Origin of the sequence: Pseudomonas sp. IT-P395, assembly GCF_949767675.1 — a bacterium.
GTDB lineage: Bacteria > Pseudomonadota > Gammaproteobacteria > Pseudomonadales > Pseudomonadaceae > Aquipseudomonas.
Window position 1 is genome coordinate 253825 of sequence record NZ_CATKPW010000001.1, and the last position, 15256, is coordinate 269080.

11 protein-coding genes are annotated in these 15256 nt (G+C 60.0%); 2 read left to right on the forward strand and 9 right to left on the reverse strand.

Going from position 1 to position 15256, the window contains the following annotated elements:
- Positions 1-39: 39 nt before the first annotated feature.
- The gene (sohB, locus tag ACM6IN_RS01015) at positions 40-1071 is read right to left on the reverse strand and encodes a protease SohB (protein ID WP_007912571.1); all 1032 of its coding nucleotides are present in this window, start codon (positions 1069-1071) and stop codon (positions 40-42) included.
- A gap of 204 nt (positions 1072-1275) precedes the next feature.
- Here sohB and ACM6IN_RS01020 point away from each other — a divergent pair, with 204 nt between their 5' ends.
- Both ACM6IN_RS01020 and ACM6IN_RS01025 read left to right on the forward strand, forming a co-directional pair.
- A complete protein-coding gene (locus tag ACM6IN_RS01020) occupies positions 1276-1986 on the forward strand; it encodes a histidine phosphatase family protein (RefSeq protein WP_414915210.1) in 711 nt (236 codons plus the stop codon).
- Positions 1987-2036: 50 nt separating this feature from the next.
- Positions 2037-2354, forward strand: coding sequence for an SCP2 sterol-binding domain-containing protein (locus ACM6IN_RS01025; protein WP_095113380.1), 318 nt, complete (start codon positions 2037-2039; stop codon positions 2352-2354).
- A gap of 158 nt (positions 2355-2512) precedes the next feature.
- Here ACM6IN_RS01025 and ACM6IN_RS01030 read toward each other — a convergent pair whose 3' ends face one another.
- The 8 genes from ACM6IN_RS01030 to ACM6IN_RS01065 form a co-directional block, all read right to left on the reverse strand.
- Positions 2513-4087 carry an ABC transporter ATP-binding protein gene (locus ACM6IN_RS01030; protein ID WP_414915211.1) on the reverse strand — a complete coding sequence of 525 codons (1575 nt, stop codon included), beginning with the start codon at positions 4085-4087 and terminating at the stop codon, positions 2513-2515.
- A 1-nt stretch (position 4088) separates the two neighbouring features.
- A complete protein-coding gene (locus ACM6IN_RS01035; protein WP_414915212.1) occupies positions 4089-5111 on the reverse strand; it encodes an ABC transporter permease in 1023 nt (340 codons plus the stop codon).
- On the reverse strand, positions 5111-6175 hold the full coding sequence (locus ACM6IN_RS01040) for a microcin C ABC transporter permease YejB (RefSeq protein ID WP_414915213.1): 1065 nt from the start codon (positions 6173-6175) through the stop codon (positions 5111-5113). The genes ACM6IN_RS01035 and ACM6IN_RS01040 overlap by 1 nt, the downstream gene beginning before the upstream one ends.
- A complete protein-coding gene (locus tag ACM6IN_RS01045; RefSeq protein WP_414915214.1) occupies positions 6162-8003 on the reverse strand; it encodes an extracellular solute-binding protein in 1842 nt (613 codons plus the stop codon). The genes ACM6IN_RS01040 and ACM6IN_RS01045 overlap by 14 nt, the downstream gene beginning before the upstream one ends.
- Before the next feature lie 314 nt (positions 8004-8317).
- Positions 8318-10972, reverse strand: a complete 2655-nt coding sequence (locus tag ACM6IN_RS01050; RefSeq protein ID WP_414915215.1) for a TonB-dependent receptor — start codon at positions 10970-10972, stop codon at positions 8318-8320.
- A gap of 118 nt (positions 10973-11090) precedes the next feature.
- Positions 11091-11594, reverse strand: a complete 504-nt coding sequence (locus tag ACM6IN_RS01055) for an RES family NAD+ phosphorylase (protein WP_414915216.1) — start codon at positions 11592-11594, stop codon at positions 11091-11093.
- Positions 11591-12067, reverse strand: coding sequence for an antitoxin Xre/MbcA/ParS toxin-binding domain-containing protein (locus ACM6IN_RS01060; RefSeq protein WP_414915232.1), 477 nt, complete (start codon positions 12065-12067; stop codon positions 11591-11593). Before ACM6IN_RS01060 ends, ACM6IN_RS01055 begins: the two co-directional genes overlap by 4 nt.
- Before the next feature lie 270 nt (positions 12068-12337).
- Positions 12338-15247, reverse strand: a complete 2910-nt coding sequence (locus ACM6IN_RS01065; RefSeq protein ID WP_414915217.1) for a TonB-dependent receptor domain-containing protein — start codon at positions 15245-15247, stop codon at positions 12338-12340.
- Positions 15248-15256: the final 9 nt, after the last annotated feature.

Here is a 15256-nt window from a genome sequence, read left to right on the forward strand (position 1 = left end):
GCCGGTCATGTGACCGGCGTTTTTTTATGCCTGCTCGATTTACCAGAAACGCTGCTGGGTCAGGCGACTCCACCAGCTCAACAGTACGCGATCAACCGAACCGCTGGCGGCCATGCCAATGCGCTCTTGCAGGCTTTTGCGCTCGGCATAGTGCAGGTGATAGACCTCGGCCTTTTTCGCCCGGTCTGCGAGGTATTCATCGCTGGTCTTGAGCTCATCGACCAATTGTTTATCCAGTGCTGCGACGCCGAGCCAGACTTCACCGGTGGCGACATCGTCGATCGCCAGTTGTGGACGGTAGCGGGCGACGAAGTTCTTGAATAACTGATGAGTGATGTCGAGGTCTTCCTGGAACTTCTCCCGGCCCTTCTCGGTGTTTTCGCCAAACACGGTCAGGGTGCGCTTGTACTCACCGGCGGTGAGGACTTCAAAGTCAATGTCGTGTTTCTTCAGCAAACGGTTGACGTTGGGCAACTGCGCGACCACACCAATCGAGCCGAGAATCGCGAACGGCGCGCTGATGATCTTCTCGCCGATGCACGCCATCATGTAACCGCCGCTGGCCGCGACCTTGTCGATGCACACGGTCAACGGCACGCCGGCTTCACGGATACGCGCCAGTTGCGAGGACGCCAGACCGTAGCTGTGAACCATGCCGCCACCGCTTTCCAGACGCAGAACCACTTCATCTTTGGGTGTGGCGAGGGTCAGCAGTGCAGTGATTTCATGGCGCAGGCTTTCGGTGGCCGAGGCCTTGATGTCGCCGTCAAAATCCAGCACGAACACCCGTGACTTGGTCTCGGGCTTGCTCTTCTTCTTTTTCTCGCTTTTCTCCGATTTGGCCTCGCCCTTGCGCAGGGCCTTGAGCTGATCCTTGTCGAGCAAGGTCTGCTCCAGGCGTTCGCGCAGGCCCTTGTAGAAATCATTGAGTTTGCTGACCTGCAACTGACCGGCCGATTTGCGCCGGCCCTTGCTGCGCAATGCAGCAAAACTGGCCAGCACCACCAGAATGGCGATCACCAGGGTGACGGTCTTGGCCAGGAAGCTGGCGTATTCGGTGAAAAACTCCACAGAGACTCCTTAAACGATGCGCGGATTTCAGACACACGCGGGATGGCTCCAGCATACCCATGCGCCGGCTTGTCGGCCAGCCGTGAAACCTCTGGCAACACCCCTGTAACGGGCATTTCAAACAAGCGTATGTTTTTTCATTGACAGCTACCCGTCATCCTCATAACCTCGCCACAACCTTCAACGTACCGGGATGACGCGGACGTGGGCAGCATCTACTTGATTCGACATGGCCAGGCCTCCTTTGGTGCAGACGACTATGACGTCCTCTCGCCGACCGGTGTGCACCAGGCAGAAATCCTCGGTCAGCACCTCGCTGAACTGGGTATCAGCTTCGATCGCTGCCTTGCCGGCGACCTGCGTCGTCAGCAGCACACGGCCACCAGCGCGCTGGCGCAATTCGCCGCCAAAGGTTTGCCGGTGCCGACGCTGGAAACCGATTCCGCTTTCAACGAATTCGATGCCGACGCGGTCATCCGCGCGCTGCTCCCGGACATGCTGGCGGACGAGCCGGAAGCGCTCGACATCTTGCGCAACGCCGCGCAAAACCGTGGCGAATTCCAACGCATTTTCGCCCTGATCATCGAGCGCTGGCTGGCCGGCACTTATGACACACCGGGGCTGGAAAGCTGGCTGGGGTTCGTCGAACGCGTTCAGGCCGGGCTGCAGCGGATTCTTGATCTGGCCGATAAAAACCAGAAAATCGCCGTGTTCACCTCCGGCGGCACCATCACCGCCCTGCTCCACCTCATTACGCAAATGCCGGCTAAACAGGCTTTTGAATTGAACTGGCAAATCGTCAACACCTCGCTCAACCTGCTGAAGTTCCGCGGTCGCGAGGTGGCTTTGGCCGCCTTCAACAGTCATGCACATCTGCAGCTGTTGAAGGCTCCGGAACTCATCACTTTTCGCTGAGTCCGGTTAACTGTGAACCTTGCTGTAATCAACCTCATAAGGATCGAACCATGACCTCCGTAGCCGATGCCGTAAAAGCAATGCAAGCCAAGTTCAACCCAGCCGCTGCTGTCGGTCTGGATCTGGTCTTCGGTTTCAACATCACTGACGAAGACAAGCAGTACTCGCTGATCGTCAAAGACGGCACCTGCGATATCCAGGAAGGCGAAAACCCGGATGCCAACTGCACGCTGGTGCTGGACAGCGAAACCCTGAAAGGTATCGTCAGCGGCGAAACCGACGGCATGCAGGCTTTCATGGGCGGCAAGCTGCGCGTTGAAGGCGACATGATGCTGTCGATGAAACTGTCCGAACTGTTCCCGTCGTAATAACGCGTTCAGTGACACAAGAATCCCGCCCCCTGTGGCGGGATTCTTGCGTTTCGGCCCTGTAGGAGCTGCGGCACGCTGCGATCTTTTGACCCTGTTTTTTTTGAAAGCAAAGTCAAAAGATCGCAGCCTCGTTTCACTCGACAGCTCCTACAGGGTTACCCGGTGAACGAAGCGGCCAGTAGCTCCCGGGTATACGGATGTTGCGCGGCATGAAACAGCGTACTCGTCTCGCCACGCTCCACCACTTCACCGTCCTTCATCACAATCAAGTCATGGGCCAACGCGCGCACGACCGCCAGATCGTGGCTGATGAACAGATAGGTCAAGCCGTGCTCCGCCTGCAAACGCCGCAACAACGCGACGATCTGCTTTTGCACCGTGCGATCCAGTGCCGACGTCGGTTCATCCAGCAGGATCAAGTCGGGCTTGAGCACCAGCGCCCGGGCAATGGCGATGCGTTGCCGCTGACCACCGGAAAACTCGTGGGGATAGCGATGGCGGGTAGCCGGATCGAGACCGACTTCATGCAACACTTCAATCACTGCCCTCTCACGCTCGCTGGCGTTCAAATCGCTGTGCACCTGTAAACCTTCAGCGATGATCTGCTCCACGCACAGGCGTGGGCTGAGGCTGCCGAACGGATCCTGAAACATCACTTGCAGACGTTTGCGCAGCGGTCTGAGTTGCTTGCCGCTCAAGTGCTCCAGCGCCTCGCCCTGAAAGCGGATGCTGCCCTGGGCATCGAGCAAACGCAGAATGGCCTGGCCCAGTGTCGACTTGCCGGAACCGGATTCGCCGACAATCCCCAAGGTCTTGCCGCGCTGAAGATGCAAATCAATGCCGTTGACCGCGTGCAACCAAGACTTCGCGCGCAGCCAACCACCGCCCAAACGGAAGCGCACATTGAGATCACGCACCTCCAGCAAATCCTCAGCGGGCTCACGGCACAATGCCTCACCACCCGGCTCGGCATTGAGCAACTCAATGCTGTAAGGATGCTGCGGCGCGCTGAACAACTGTTCACAGGGCGCCTGTTCGACAATCACCCCGCCACGCATGACCGCCACCCGCTGAGCGATATTGCGCACCAGATTCAGATCATGACTGATGATCAACAGCGCCATGCCCAGGCGCTCCTGCAGTTCTTTGAGCAACAGCAGAATCTTGCGTTGCACGGTCACGTCCAGCGCCGTGGTCGGCTCGTCGGCAATCAACAACTGCGGCTCGCAGGCCAGTGCCATGGCAATCATCACCCGTTGGCGCTGACCGCCCGAGAGTTGATGCGGATAGGCCTTGAGCCGCTCGCGCGGGCGCTGAATACCCACGAGTTCGAGCAACTGCACAATTCGCTGACGTGCAGCCGCTCCGGCCAACCCCTTGTGCAGCGCAAGGCTTTCACCCAGTTGCCGCTCAATCGTGTGCAAAGGGTTCAGCGAGCTCATCGGCTCCTGAAAAATCATTGCGATGCGGTTGCCACGCAATTGCCGCAAGTAGCGCTCATGCACGCCCAGCAGTTCCGTGCCGTCATAGCGGATGCTGCCGTCGATCCGGGTGATGGCCGGGTCAAGCAATTGCAGAATGCTGTGCGCCGTGACGGATTTGCCCGAACCGGATTCGCCGACCAGTGCCAGGCACTCGCCGGGGCGGATATCGAGGTCGATGCCGTGCACCACAGTCTGGCCATTGAACGCGACGCGCAGGTCACGAATTTCAATCAAGTGTTCAGGCATCTCAAGTCCTCGGATCAAACGCATCGCGGCAGGCTTCGCCGATGAATACCAGCAGCGAGAGGATCAGCGCCAACGCAAAGAACGCGGTGAAACCCAGCCACGGTGCTTGCAGATTGCTCTTGCCCTGGCCGATCAACTCGCCCAGCGAAGCGCTGCCCGCCGGCATGCCGAAACCGAGAAAATCCAGTGCTGACAAGGTTGCGATTGCCCCAGTGAGGATGAACGGCAGATAAGTCAGCGTTGCGCTCATGGCATTGGGCAGGATGTGCCGAACGATCACTTGCGCATCACCTACACCCAGCGCCCGCGCCGCTTTGACGTACTCCAGACCGCGACTGCGCAGGAATTCGGCCCGCACCACATCGACCAGGCTCAACCAGGAAAACAGCGCCATGATCCCCAGCAGCCACCAGAAATTCGGCTCGACAAACCCGGACAGAATGATCAGCAGGTACAACACCGGCAGCCCCGACCAGACCTCCAGCAAGCGCTGACCGATCAGGTCGACCCAGCCGCTGTAGTAACCCTGCAAGGCCCCCGCGGCGATGCCGATCAGCGCACTCGCCGCCGTCAGCGCCAAGGCAAACAGCAGCGACACGCGGGTGCCAAATATCACCCGTGCCAGCACGTCGCGCGCCTGATCATCGGTGCCCAGCCAATTGTCGCCGCTGGGTGGACTCGGCGCCGGCTCCGTCAGGTCGTAATTGACCGTGTCGAACGCGAACGGAATCGGCGCAAACCACATTCGCCCGCCCTGCCCCTCGATCAATTGCCGCACCTGAGCACTGCGATAGTCCGGTTGAAACGGCAACTCACCGGCGAAGTCCTGCTCGGTGTAGCGCTTGAACGCCGGGAAATACCAGTCGCCCTGATACGTCACCAGCAGCGGTTTGTCATTGGCCACCAGTTCACCGCCAAGGCTCAGGCCGAACAACGCGAGAAACAGCCACAACGACCACCAACCACGGCGATGCGTCTTGAAGCGCGCCCAGCGGCGCTGGCCGATCGGAGATAACGTCAACATCAGGCAACCCTCGCGGTGAAGTCGATGCGCGGGTCGACCAGCGTGTAGCAAAGGTCGCCGAGCAGTTTTATCAGCAGGCCGAACAGGGTGAAGATGAACAGCGAACCGAACACCACCGGATAGTCGCGCGCCACCGCCGCTTCGTAACTGAGACGGCCGAGACCATCGAGGGAAAAGATCACTTCGATCAACAGCGAGCCGCCGAAGAACACCGTCACCAATGCTTGTGGCAAACCGGCGACGACCAGCAGCATCGCATTGCGAAACACGTGCCCGTACAAAACCTGTTTTTCACTCAGTCCCTTGGCACGCGCAGTCACCACGTACAGTCGTGAGATCTCATTGAGAAAGCTGTTCTTGGTCAGAATGGTCAACGTGGCGAACCCACCAATGACCAAGGCAATCACCGGCAACACCAAGTGCCAGAAATAGTCGGCCACCTTGGCCCACGGCGACAGTTCGGCGAAGTTGTCCGAGACCAGCCCGCGTACCGGAAACCAGTCCAGCGCCGTGCCGCCGGCAAACACCACGATCAGCAGCAGCGCGAAGAGAAATCCGGGCAGCGCATAACCGATGATGATTGCCACACTGCTCCAGACATCGAACGCCGAGCCGTTGTGCACGGCTTTGCGAATGCCCAACGGAATCGACACCAGATAGGTGATCAGCGTCGCCCACACGCCCAACGACAAGGTCACCGGCAGTTTCTGCCAGATCAGTTGCGTGACGCTCGCACCGCGAAAGAAACTCTGGCCGAAATCCAGTCGCGCATAGCTTTTGAGCATCAGCCACAAACGCGCGCTGGCCGGTTTATCGAAGCCATACTGACGCTCGATATCGGCCAGCAGTTTCGGGTCCAGCCCTCGGGTGGCGCGAGACTCGCCACCGACGGTTTCGACATGGCTGGAACCCACCGCCGCGCCGACGCCAATTCCCTGCAAGCGCGCGATGGCCTGTTCCACCGGGCCACCGGGTGCGGCTTGGACGATAACGAAATTGACCAACAGGATGGCGAGCAAGGTCGGCACGATCAGCAGCAGACGCCGCAGGCTATAACCCCACATGGCTGTACTCCTTGTGCATCTCGCTTGTGGTCAGTGCAGTCGGACTGATTTCCCACCAGGTGTCGAGGCCGGCGTCGTACAGCGGCGCAATCGCCGGTCGGCCGAAGCGGTTCCACCACACCGTGGAAATCCCCGGCGGGTAATAGTTGGGCACCCAGTAATAGCCCCACTGCAACACCCGATCCAACGCATGAGCATGGCGCAGCAGACTCTCGCGTTTGTCGGCCCGCACCAGCCCTTCGAGCAGGGCATCGACGGCCGGGTCGCGCAGCACCATGTAATTGTTCGAGCCGGGATCAGCGGCGCCATCTGAGCCGAAGTAATTGAACATCTCGCGCCCCGGCGCCTGACTCACCGGGTAACCGGCGACGATCATGTCGTAGTCGCGATTGCGCACGCGGTTGGTGTATTGCGCGGTGTCGACCTGACGGATATCGAAGCCGATGCCGATCTGCGCGAGGTTGCGTTTGAACGGTAACAACAGTCGTTCGAAACCTTTCTGGCCATTGAGAAACGTGAAGTGCAGCGGCTCGCCATTGGCGTTCACCAATTGATCGCCACGGGGTTTCCAGCCAGCGGCTTCGAGCAATTTCAAAGCCTGCAACTGTTCGGCGCGGACGTTGCCGCTGCCATCGGTTTTCGGTGCTTCAAACACCGTGGTGAACACTTCATCGGGAATCTGTCCGCGCAACGGCTCAAGAATCTTCAACTCTTCGGCATCCGGCAATGCCGTGGCCGCCAGTGCGCTGTGGGAGAAGAAGCTGCGCTGACGCAGGTACATGCCGCGCATCATCTGTCGGTTGGTCCACTCGAAATCCCAGAGCATGGCGATCGCCTGACGCACGCGACGATCCTGAAACGGCGGTTTCTGCAGGTTGAACACAAAGCCCTGCGCGCCTTGCGCAGCACCGGGTGCAAGATGTTCGCGGAGTAATTTGCCTTGCTCCAGTGCGCCCCCCGCGTAACCGATGGTGAAACTGGTGGCGGAGAATTCGCGGTTGTAATCAAAGCCACCGGCCTTGAGCACCTGCCGTGACACGTCGGTGTCGGCGAAGAACTCCACGCTCAATTGATCGAAGTTGTACAAACCGCGCGTGATCGGCAGATCCTTCGCCCACCAGTCCTGCACCCGCTGGAATTTCACGCTGCGCCCGGCATCTACCGCGTTGATGCGATACGGACCGCTGCCGGGCGGGATCTCGAAACCGCCGCCCTCGGCGAAATCGCGGGTCCGCCACCAATGTTCGGGCAGCACCGGCAGTGTCGCCAAATCCAGCGGCAAGGTGCGGCTGTCGTTGTTCTTGAAGAGGAAGCGCACTTGCGTCGGCGACTCCACGACGACTTCAGCGACATCGCGAAACTGCTGGCGGTATTTGAGGCTGCCCTGGGTGGTGAACAGGTTGAAGGTGTAGCGCACGTCTTCGGCGGTGATCGGCGTGCCGTCGTCGAAACGCGCCTTCGGGTTCAGGTAGAAGCGTATCCAGCGGCGATCCGGATCCAGCTCCATCTGCTGCGCCACCAGACCGTAAACGCTGTAGGGCTCATCCTTGCTGCGATAGGCCAGCGGTGCGTAGAGCCAGCCATCGATGTCGGCCACGCCAGTGCCTTTGTCGGTATAGGGAATCAGGTGATCGAACGGGCCGCTTTCCAGCGAAGAACGGCGCAGGCTGCCGCCCTTCGGTGCATCGGGGTTGGCGTAGGCCAGGTGCTGAAAGTCGGGGGCGTATTTGGCGGGTTCGCCGTAGACCGTTAACGCGGGTTGCGGTGCGGCCCAACTGAACGGCGTTAAAAGCGCACATGCGCTGAATAAAATGAGCCTGGAGAACATGGGCAGATCCTTTTACACGGTGCTGCTACCTGCCTCATCGCTGGCAAGCCAGCTCCCACATGGAATTTGTGAACACCACAGACCCTGTGGGAGCTGGCTTGCCAGCGATGAGGCCAGAACAGCCAATACACCTTCTGCCTACCTGTGATGTGCAACAGGCCGGCGATTTTTATAGGGCGGGCTTTAGATCAATAGGTGACTAAAATTCGCACCAACTGCTAAAGCCCGTTCTGTAGGAGCTGCCGAAGGCTGCGATCTTTCGCCGTTGGAAGATCAACAGATCGCAGTCTTCGGCAGCTCCTACAGGGCTCGTTTCAGAACTTGTAACTGACCCGCGTGTACAGCGTCCGCCCAAACGGATCGCCGTATTTCGGGTCGTAGCCGCTCTGGAACGTGTACGTCTGGTTGCTGAACGGTGGCTCGCGGTCGAACAGGTTTTTCGCGCCGAGGGTCACGCTCAGGGTCTTGCGCCAGGTGTAGGTGCCGGCCAGATCCCAGACGTTGTACGAGCCGACGTAATCGTGAGTATCGCGATCGGAGTCGTGGTAACCGCTGGTGTAGCGGTTGGTCAGCGCGGCGCCGAACGGGCCGGAACTCCAGCTGCCGGTCAGGCTGTGCCGCCAGCGCGCCACGGCGCCCGCCGAAGCAAAGTCGCCGCCACGGAAATCGCCCAGTTTGTCGATGTAGTCGCCCTTGAGCTGTTGCTGATAGTCATAGCGAGTGACGTAAGTGCCTTGCAGGCCGATGCCGAAATTGCCGTACGGGGTGCTCGGCAGACGGTAATCGAAGCTGACGTCGACGCCGTTGGTCTTGATCTTGCCGAGGTTGGCCAGGCCGGTAACGATGTGGTCAATGGAGCCATCCGGCTTGCGGATCAGGCGATCCGGGTACAGCTCAGGATTGTCGAACACCGCCGACTCGGGGAATTCGGCAATCTGGTTGGCGATGTCGATCCACCAGAAATCCAGCCCGGCGCTCAGGCGCTCGAACGGTTGATAGACAAACCCGAGGGTAACGTTGCGCGCGGTTTCCGGGCTCAGGTCGGTATTGCCGCCACTGGTGCGATTGAACTGCTGCGCGCAATCACGGTTGGCGATACCGCCATTGCTCGGATTGCCGCCAGCGCACAAGCGCGGATCGTTGTAGTTGGCGTTGGTAAAACTGGTGAAAGTCGGGTTGTACAACTCATACAACGAGGGCGCGCGGAACCCTTCGCTGTAAGCACCGCGCACCACCAGTTCCTTGAACGGCTGGAAGCGGAACGAGTATTTCGGGTTGGTGGTGCTGCCGAAGTCGCTGTACTTGTCGTGACGCACGGCAGCGGACAGTTCGAGGCTGTCGAGCACCGGCACGTTGACCTCGGCGTACTCGGCCGAGACGCTGCGATCCCCGGCCACGCTGCCATTGGGATCGACACCGAGGCTTTGCACGTCGCCGGCAAACTGCGCGAAATCCTGATGGAAATCTTCCTTGCGGTATTCGCCGCCCAACGCCAGTGCCGAAGGGCCGGCACCGAACCAGTCGCCGATTTCACGACTGATGCGCCCGTCGATAGCCTTCACCCGCCCGACCGCCGTGGCGTAATCGCCGTCCACCGCGTTGGCCGCCAACAGCGCCGAGCCGGCAGCCGTCTGCGGGCCGAACGGATTGATCACACCGTTGGCAATACCGGCACTGACGGCGCGGTCGTTGACGTAACCGTCCTGAATACTGTTGACCACTTTGTTCTGGTTGTACGAGGCACCGAGGTTGTAATCCCAACCGACCAGCGTGCCGTCGAAACTCAGCAGCAAGCGCTGACTGGTGTTGTCGTCTTCGTGCTGGCGCGCGCCGACGGCGGTTTCGCGCCAGTTCACGTCGACCGGTTGCGTCGGGTCGAGGGCAAAGCCGTTCGGCCCCGGCGTGATGCCGTTACCCGGATAGAACGTCGTACCGGGGTTGACCTGATTACCCATCAAGGTGCCGGGGCCGATTTGCGTGCGGTTTTCGTTTTGCGCCCAGAAGTATTCGAGGCTGACGTTGTGATCGTCGGACAGCTTGCCGGTGGCTTTGGCGAAGGCCGAGGTCTTCTCCGTTTCCGGCACCAGATCGAGGTAGTTCCACAGGCTCTGCCGGCAGATGCCGTTGCGCGCCAGCAACCCCGGTGCGTTGCAGCCGGAGCCGGCCAAGGGGTTGGTGGCGTTACTGCCCTGACTCCAGTTGGCCGGCGATGCGGTGCCGGAGGTGTAGTCGAGTCCACGGTTCGGCTGATAGTTGTAGGTGTAGCCGCGATCCTCAGCAGCCAGACGTTGCTGCTTGTCGTAGCTGACCACGCCGAACACGTTGAAGCGATCATCCTGCAAATCACCGAAGCCCCAACTGCCGCTGAAGTTGCGGCTTTCACCGCCACCGGAGTGCGTCGGTGTGTCGTAGTTAGTGCTGATCTGCCCTTCGGTGAGGCTGGTCTTGGTGATGAAGTTGATCACTCCGCCAATCGCATCAGTGCCGTACAACGCCGAGGCACCATCGCGCAGCACTTCCACGCGGTCAATGGCGGCAAACGGAATGGTGTTGAGGTCGACACCCGAGCCATTGATCGCGTTGGTCGCGTTGTTGCTCAGGCGGCGACCGTTGAGCAGCACCAGCGTCTTGTTCGGGCCGATGCCACGCAAGTCTGCATAGGACGCGCCGCCACTGCTCGAGCCCACCGAACGTCCGGAGCCAACCGAAGACTGGTTGGCGGAAATGCGGCTGACCAGTTCCTCGGTGGTGGTGACGCCCTGCTCGCGCAGCTCTTCGACGCGCAGGATGGTGACCGGTACCGCTGTTTCTGCATCGACCCGGCGAATTGCCGTCCCAGTGACTTCGACACGCTGCAGTTGAGTGGTCGGTTCGGTTGCCGTGCTATCAGCGGCGATGGCCGGCAGCGTGTTGATTGCCAGCAGCAAGGCCAGGCTCAAAGGTGATTTGACGGGTGAAAACTGAATCATGAACAGCCATCCCTGCGTTTTGGTTTATGCAGGGATGTGCGATGACGAATCAGGATTTATAGAGGACGGTTTAGACCGTTGGGTGATGAGGTTATGCAAAAAATGCCATGCCTCAGTATCAAGCCAATGCCACTTCCTTCAACAAGCGGGTATCCAGCCCGAAACGCTCCTGAGAGATCATCTTGAACTGCCCCTCTGCCAGATCGCAACTCACCAGCAAATTCCACGAATGCCGGGTTGCCGCTGATGGGATCAGTACAAATGGATGCTCAGCCAGCAAAGCGTCGGCAAACCGCTGTTGATTGGGTGAAGGCGGTGCTGGACTCAGCCAGTAAGGATTCGGCACCTCTTCCGGCTGTACGATTCTGACCCTTGCGTCGCTGATAACTTCAAAGCAGGTCAGTACATAAGGCTCCTTGTCCAGCACATCAAAACTGCGATTAGCGGCCACCTCCAGAATGGCAGAGGACGGATCGACTGAGGCGTAAACGACACGCCGGCCGGGTGCATTCCATCGGCCTCCGTTCACCTCTGAACCAATCCCGCTGTCCAACGTACATCGGTATACCTCGGGATCCAGTCGCCACGCATACCAACGTTCATCCCAGGGCAAGGGATTCATGGAGTAACCCCGTAAATGAGCCGACCCAAATGTTGCTCCACCCTCTGGAAACCCAGTGGGTGTCGGGTCAACTCCAACGGCACGTGGCCGTTCAGGTAAGGGGTGGGCTTCTGCATCCACTCCTCCGCCCGTGGCTGTCCCCCGAATGCCCGAATGGCCATTTCCAGCACCAATGCGTATTGGTAGGCGACGACACTCTGCTGCGGGTCAAGCCGTACCGGATTGCCCTCCTTCAGGAGACGGCGCACGGTTCTGACAGATTTGCCGGTGATACGCTTGACCATGTCGCCTTGCAGAAATAGCTCGGAGGTTGAAAGCATGTTGACGACGTCGCTCAATTCAAAGCCTTGGTCAGTCAGGTGGACGATCAGCAAGGCATCGTCGTCTATGTTCTGGCCGTTCACGAGCAACTCGACAGGTTTTCCGTCGGCCTTTTTCAGCCCCGTGAGCCGAGGTGTTTGTACTGTGGGCATCGCGACATCCTCCATAGGGCACCTGGCGCGATCATCGCGCCAAAAATACCGATGAGAATAAGCAGGCGTTTCATGCTCGATGTGAGGGGTACGCATAATCGATCCTTTATCTGGGAGCCTGAGCGTTCAAGCCGCTCAGCGACTTCAATGTCAGGTCCGATGCTATAGGTCGCGCTTCCGACGACCAACCTGAAAAAGTCGTCGGAAATATCCCCTGCTTGCCGCAAAAATCGCCAATTTCCGTAGGACGTAAACGCGAAATTCCAGCCATCAGCCGCCGAAGTGATAACTCACATCGAGCCACCATTGCCGTCCGTACGGGTCATAGTTGCCAGTCGGGTAGTACGGCCACCCCGCCGAGTCGTCGTGTTTAACCTGATCAAGCACGTTGTTCACGGTCAGGCCGACACTCGCCCGATCATTGAGTTTGTAACGCGCGCTGGCGTTGAACACTGTCCACGGCGACAGGCGCCCGTCCCCCGCACCGTTGGTGACCGAACCGTAACGAATGCCCATCAGCGTCGCCGTGGCTTTCTGATAATCCCAGGTCAGGCTGGCGTTGACCTTGCTGCGCCAGTCGTAGTTGGTGCGTGAGGTGCGCCAGTCTTGTGTCGGCGCCTCTTCCGATTCCTTGTAGTAATGCGACAGCACCAGGGTGTAGCCCAGCGCCGAACTGAACGCACCGTACTGCCCGGCGCCCCAGCGGATGTTGCTTTTGAAGTCCAGACCACTGACCCGCTCGCTCGCGGCGTTGATCGCGTTGACCCGCACGCGATTCAGCTGGTTCGGATCGACCGCCGCATTGCCGGCGTTGCGATCGATGCGCGCCAGCGTCGATTGGCAATTGGCCGAGTTGATGTCCTGAGTGCCATTGCGGCACTCGTTCTCTTGTTGCAGCAAGCGGTTTTCATCGACGGTGGTCAGCAGATCGTCGATCTCCACGCGCCAGAAATCCGTGGAGAAATCGAAGTTGCGCGACGGCGACCAGACAAATCCGTAGGTCCACGATTTGCCGCGCTCCGACTCAAGGTTCGCCGTGCCGCTCTGGGTGTAGTCAACGCGCCCGCGTTCACAGGCGCCCTCCACGCCCTGGCTGCAACCGTAGTAATCGATTTGCGCCGGGTAGTAGCCGTTGCTGTCGGACTGATAGATGTAGTTCAGGTCAGGCGCACGGAAACTGGTGCCGTAACTGCCGCGCAGCAACAGGCTGGTCACCGGGCGCCATTCCAGCCCGAGGTTGTAGGTTTTCTGCTGCTCGGTGCGGCCACTGAACTTGTATTGATCCCAGCGCCCGGCGGCAGTCGCCAGAATCGTGTCGGTGACCGGAATGCTGAACTCGCCGCCCGCCGCATAACGCTTGCGCGAGCCCCCGGAGCTTTGCTGTGGGCTTACGCCGTAGAACGTGCCGTCGTTGAGGCCGTCATCCGGATCGACACGGTATTCCTGCTTGCCCGCCTCCAGCACCCCGGCGAAGCCCACTGGACCGGCCGGCAGATCGACCAGATCACCGTTGACCGAAGCGTTGTAGCTGGTCGATACCGACTTGCTGCTCTGGGTCAGGTTGCCGCGAAACTGCTGCCACTCCTGCGGCGTCAGTGGCCGGTCGAGCCGCGAGGCGTCCGGGGCGAACACCGGATAACCGCCGCTCACACCCAACTGCGGGCCGAGGTAGAAATCCTGAATCGATGACAGCGGCGTGTAGCGAGTGGTTCTGACGCTGCGATACTCCGAGCGATTGGCCGCCAGATCGTAACTCCAGCCGGTGTCGGCGATCTTGTCCGAGAGGCCGAGGGTGCCGGTCCACGAGGTATCGCGCCACTTGCTGTTATTGCTGGTGCGTCCGCCGATCTCTTCCTCACCGAAGCGGCGATACCAGCGTTCCAGATTGCCGCTGTTCTGGTTGATGAAGTCCGGCGAGGTGAAGGTCGGCCCGCGTGTGTTGTTCTGGATATGGTCGAGGCCGTACATCAGGTCGGCGAAGACCTGACCGCTGTCACTGAAATGCCAGGTGCCACGGGTGTAGCCGTCGTAGTTTTCTTTCTGGGTCTGCACGGTCCAGTAATCGTTGTACATCTGGTCGGTACGGCAGCGCCCGCCACTGTTGACCAGTTTGTTGTCGAAGGTGCCCTGATAGGCGCCGCAACCTGGTCCCAGATAGCGACTGTTACTCAGGTCGCGGCGGTAACCGACGTCCGCCAGCGGGCCGTTTTGCATAAAGCCACGGTCATCGGCCCAGATTGGATCGCGGTTAGTCAGCTCCAGGCCAAACAAACCGTCGAAGTCGCCCCAACTGCCGCCGCCACTGATCTGCAAACGCTGGTTGTCACCGCCGCCGCGCTCACTGGTGCCGCCCTTGAGATTGACGTCGACGCCGTTGATCTTGTCCTTGAGGATGATGTTGACCACCCCGGCGATCGCGTCCGAGCCGTAAATCGCCGAGGCGCCGCTGCTGAGGATTTCGATGCGTTCGATGACCGCCGACGGAATGTTCGCCAGGTTGGTGAAGTTGACCTTGCCGTCGTATGGCGTCGGGTAATCGGCCACGCGACGGCCATTGATCAACACCAGCGTATGGTTCGGGCCGAGGCCGCGCAGGTTCAGCGCACTGGCCGCTGGTTGCCAGGTATTGCCGTAATCTTCGCCTTGGGTCATGCCGGTGTTTTGCGTTTGTGTGGCCAGGGCGTCGTAGACGTTTTTGTAGCCGCGCGCTTCCATTTCTTCGTGGGTGATGACGTTGACCGGCGTCGCGCCATCGCTTTGCGCGCGGGCAATGCGCGAGCCGGTGACGGTGACTTTTTCCATGCGGTAATCGGCGCTGGTGACCGGTGCCACGGCAGTGACTTTCACCGGCGCATCGGCTGCGCGAACGGTCAGGCCCTGAGCGCTTTGCTCGACTTGCAGGCCGCTGCCGAGCAAAGCCTTTTCCACTGCCTGACGACCGCCCAACGCCCCGCGCACCGCCGCGCTGCGTTTGCCCTGCACCAGCTCCTGACTGAAGGAAATCGGCACACCGCTCTGCCGCGAGATGCCCAGCAGCACTTCGTCGAGCGGTCCGCTAGCGATGTCGAAGGTGAACACCGCCGCAGCAGATTCCTGAGCGACTGCCGCCAGTGGACTGAGGCCCAGCGCCAAGGCAGCGGCGAGGGTCAATCGAGGTAATTGTTGTTTGAATGAGAACATCGAAGGGTT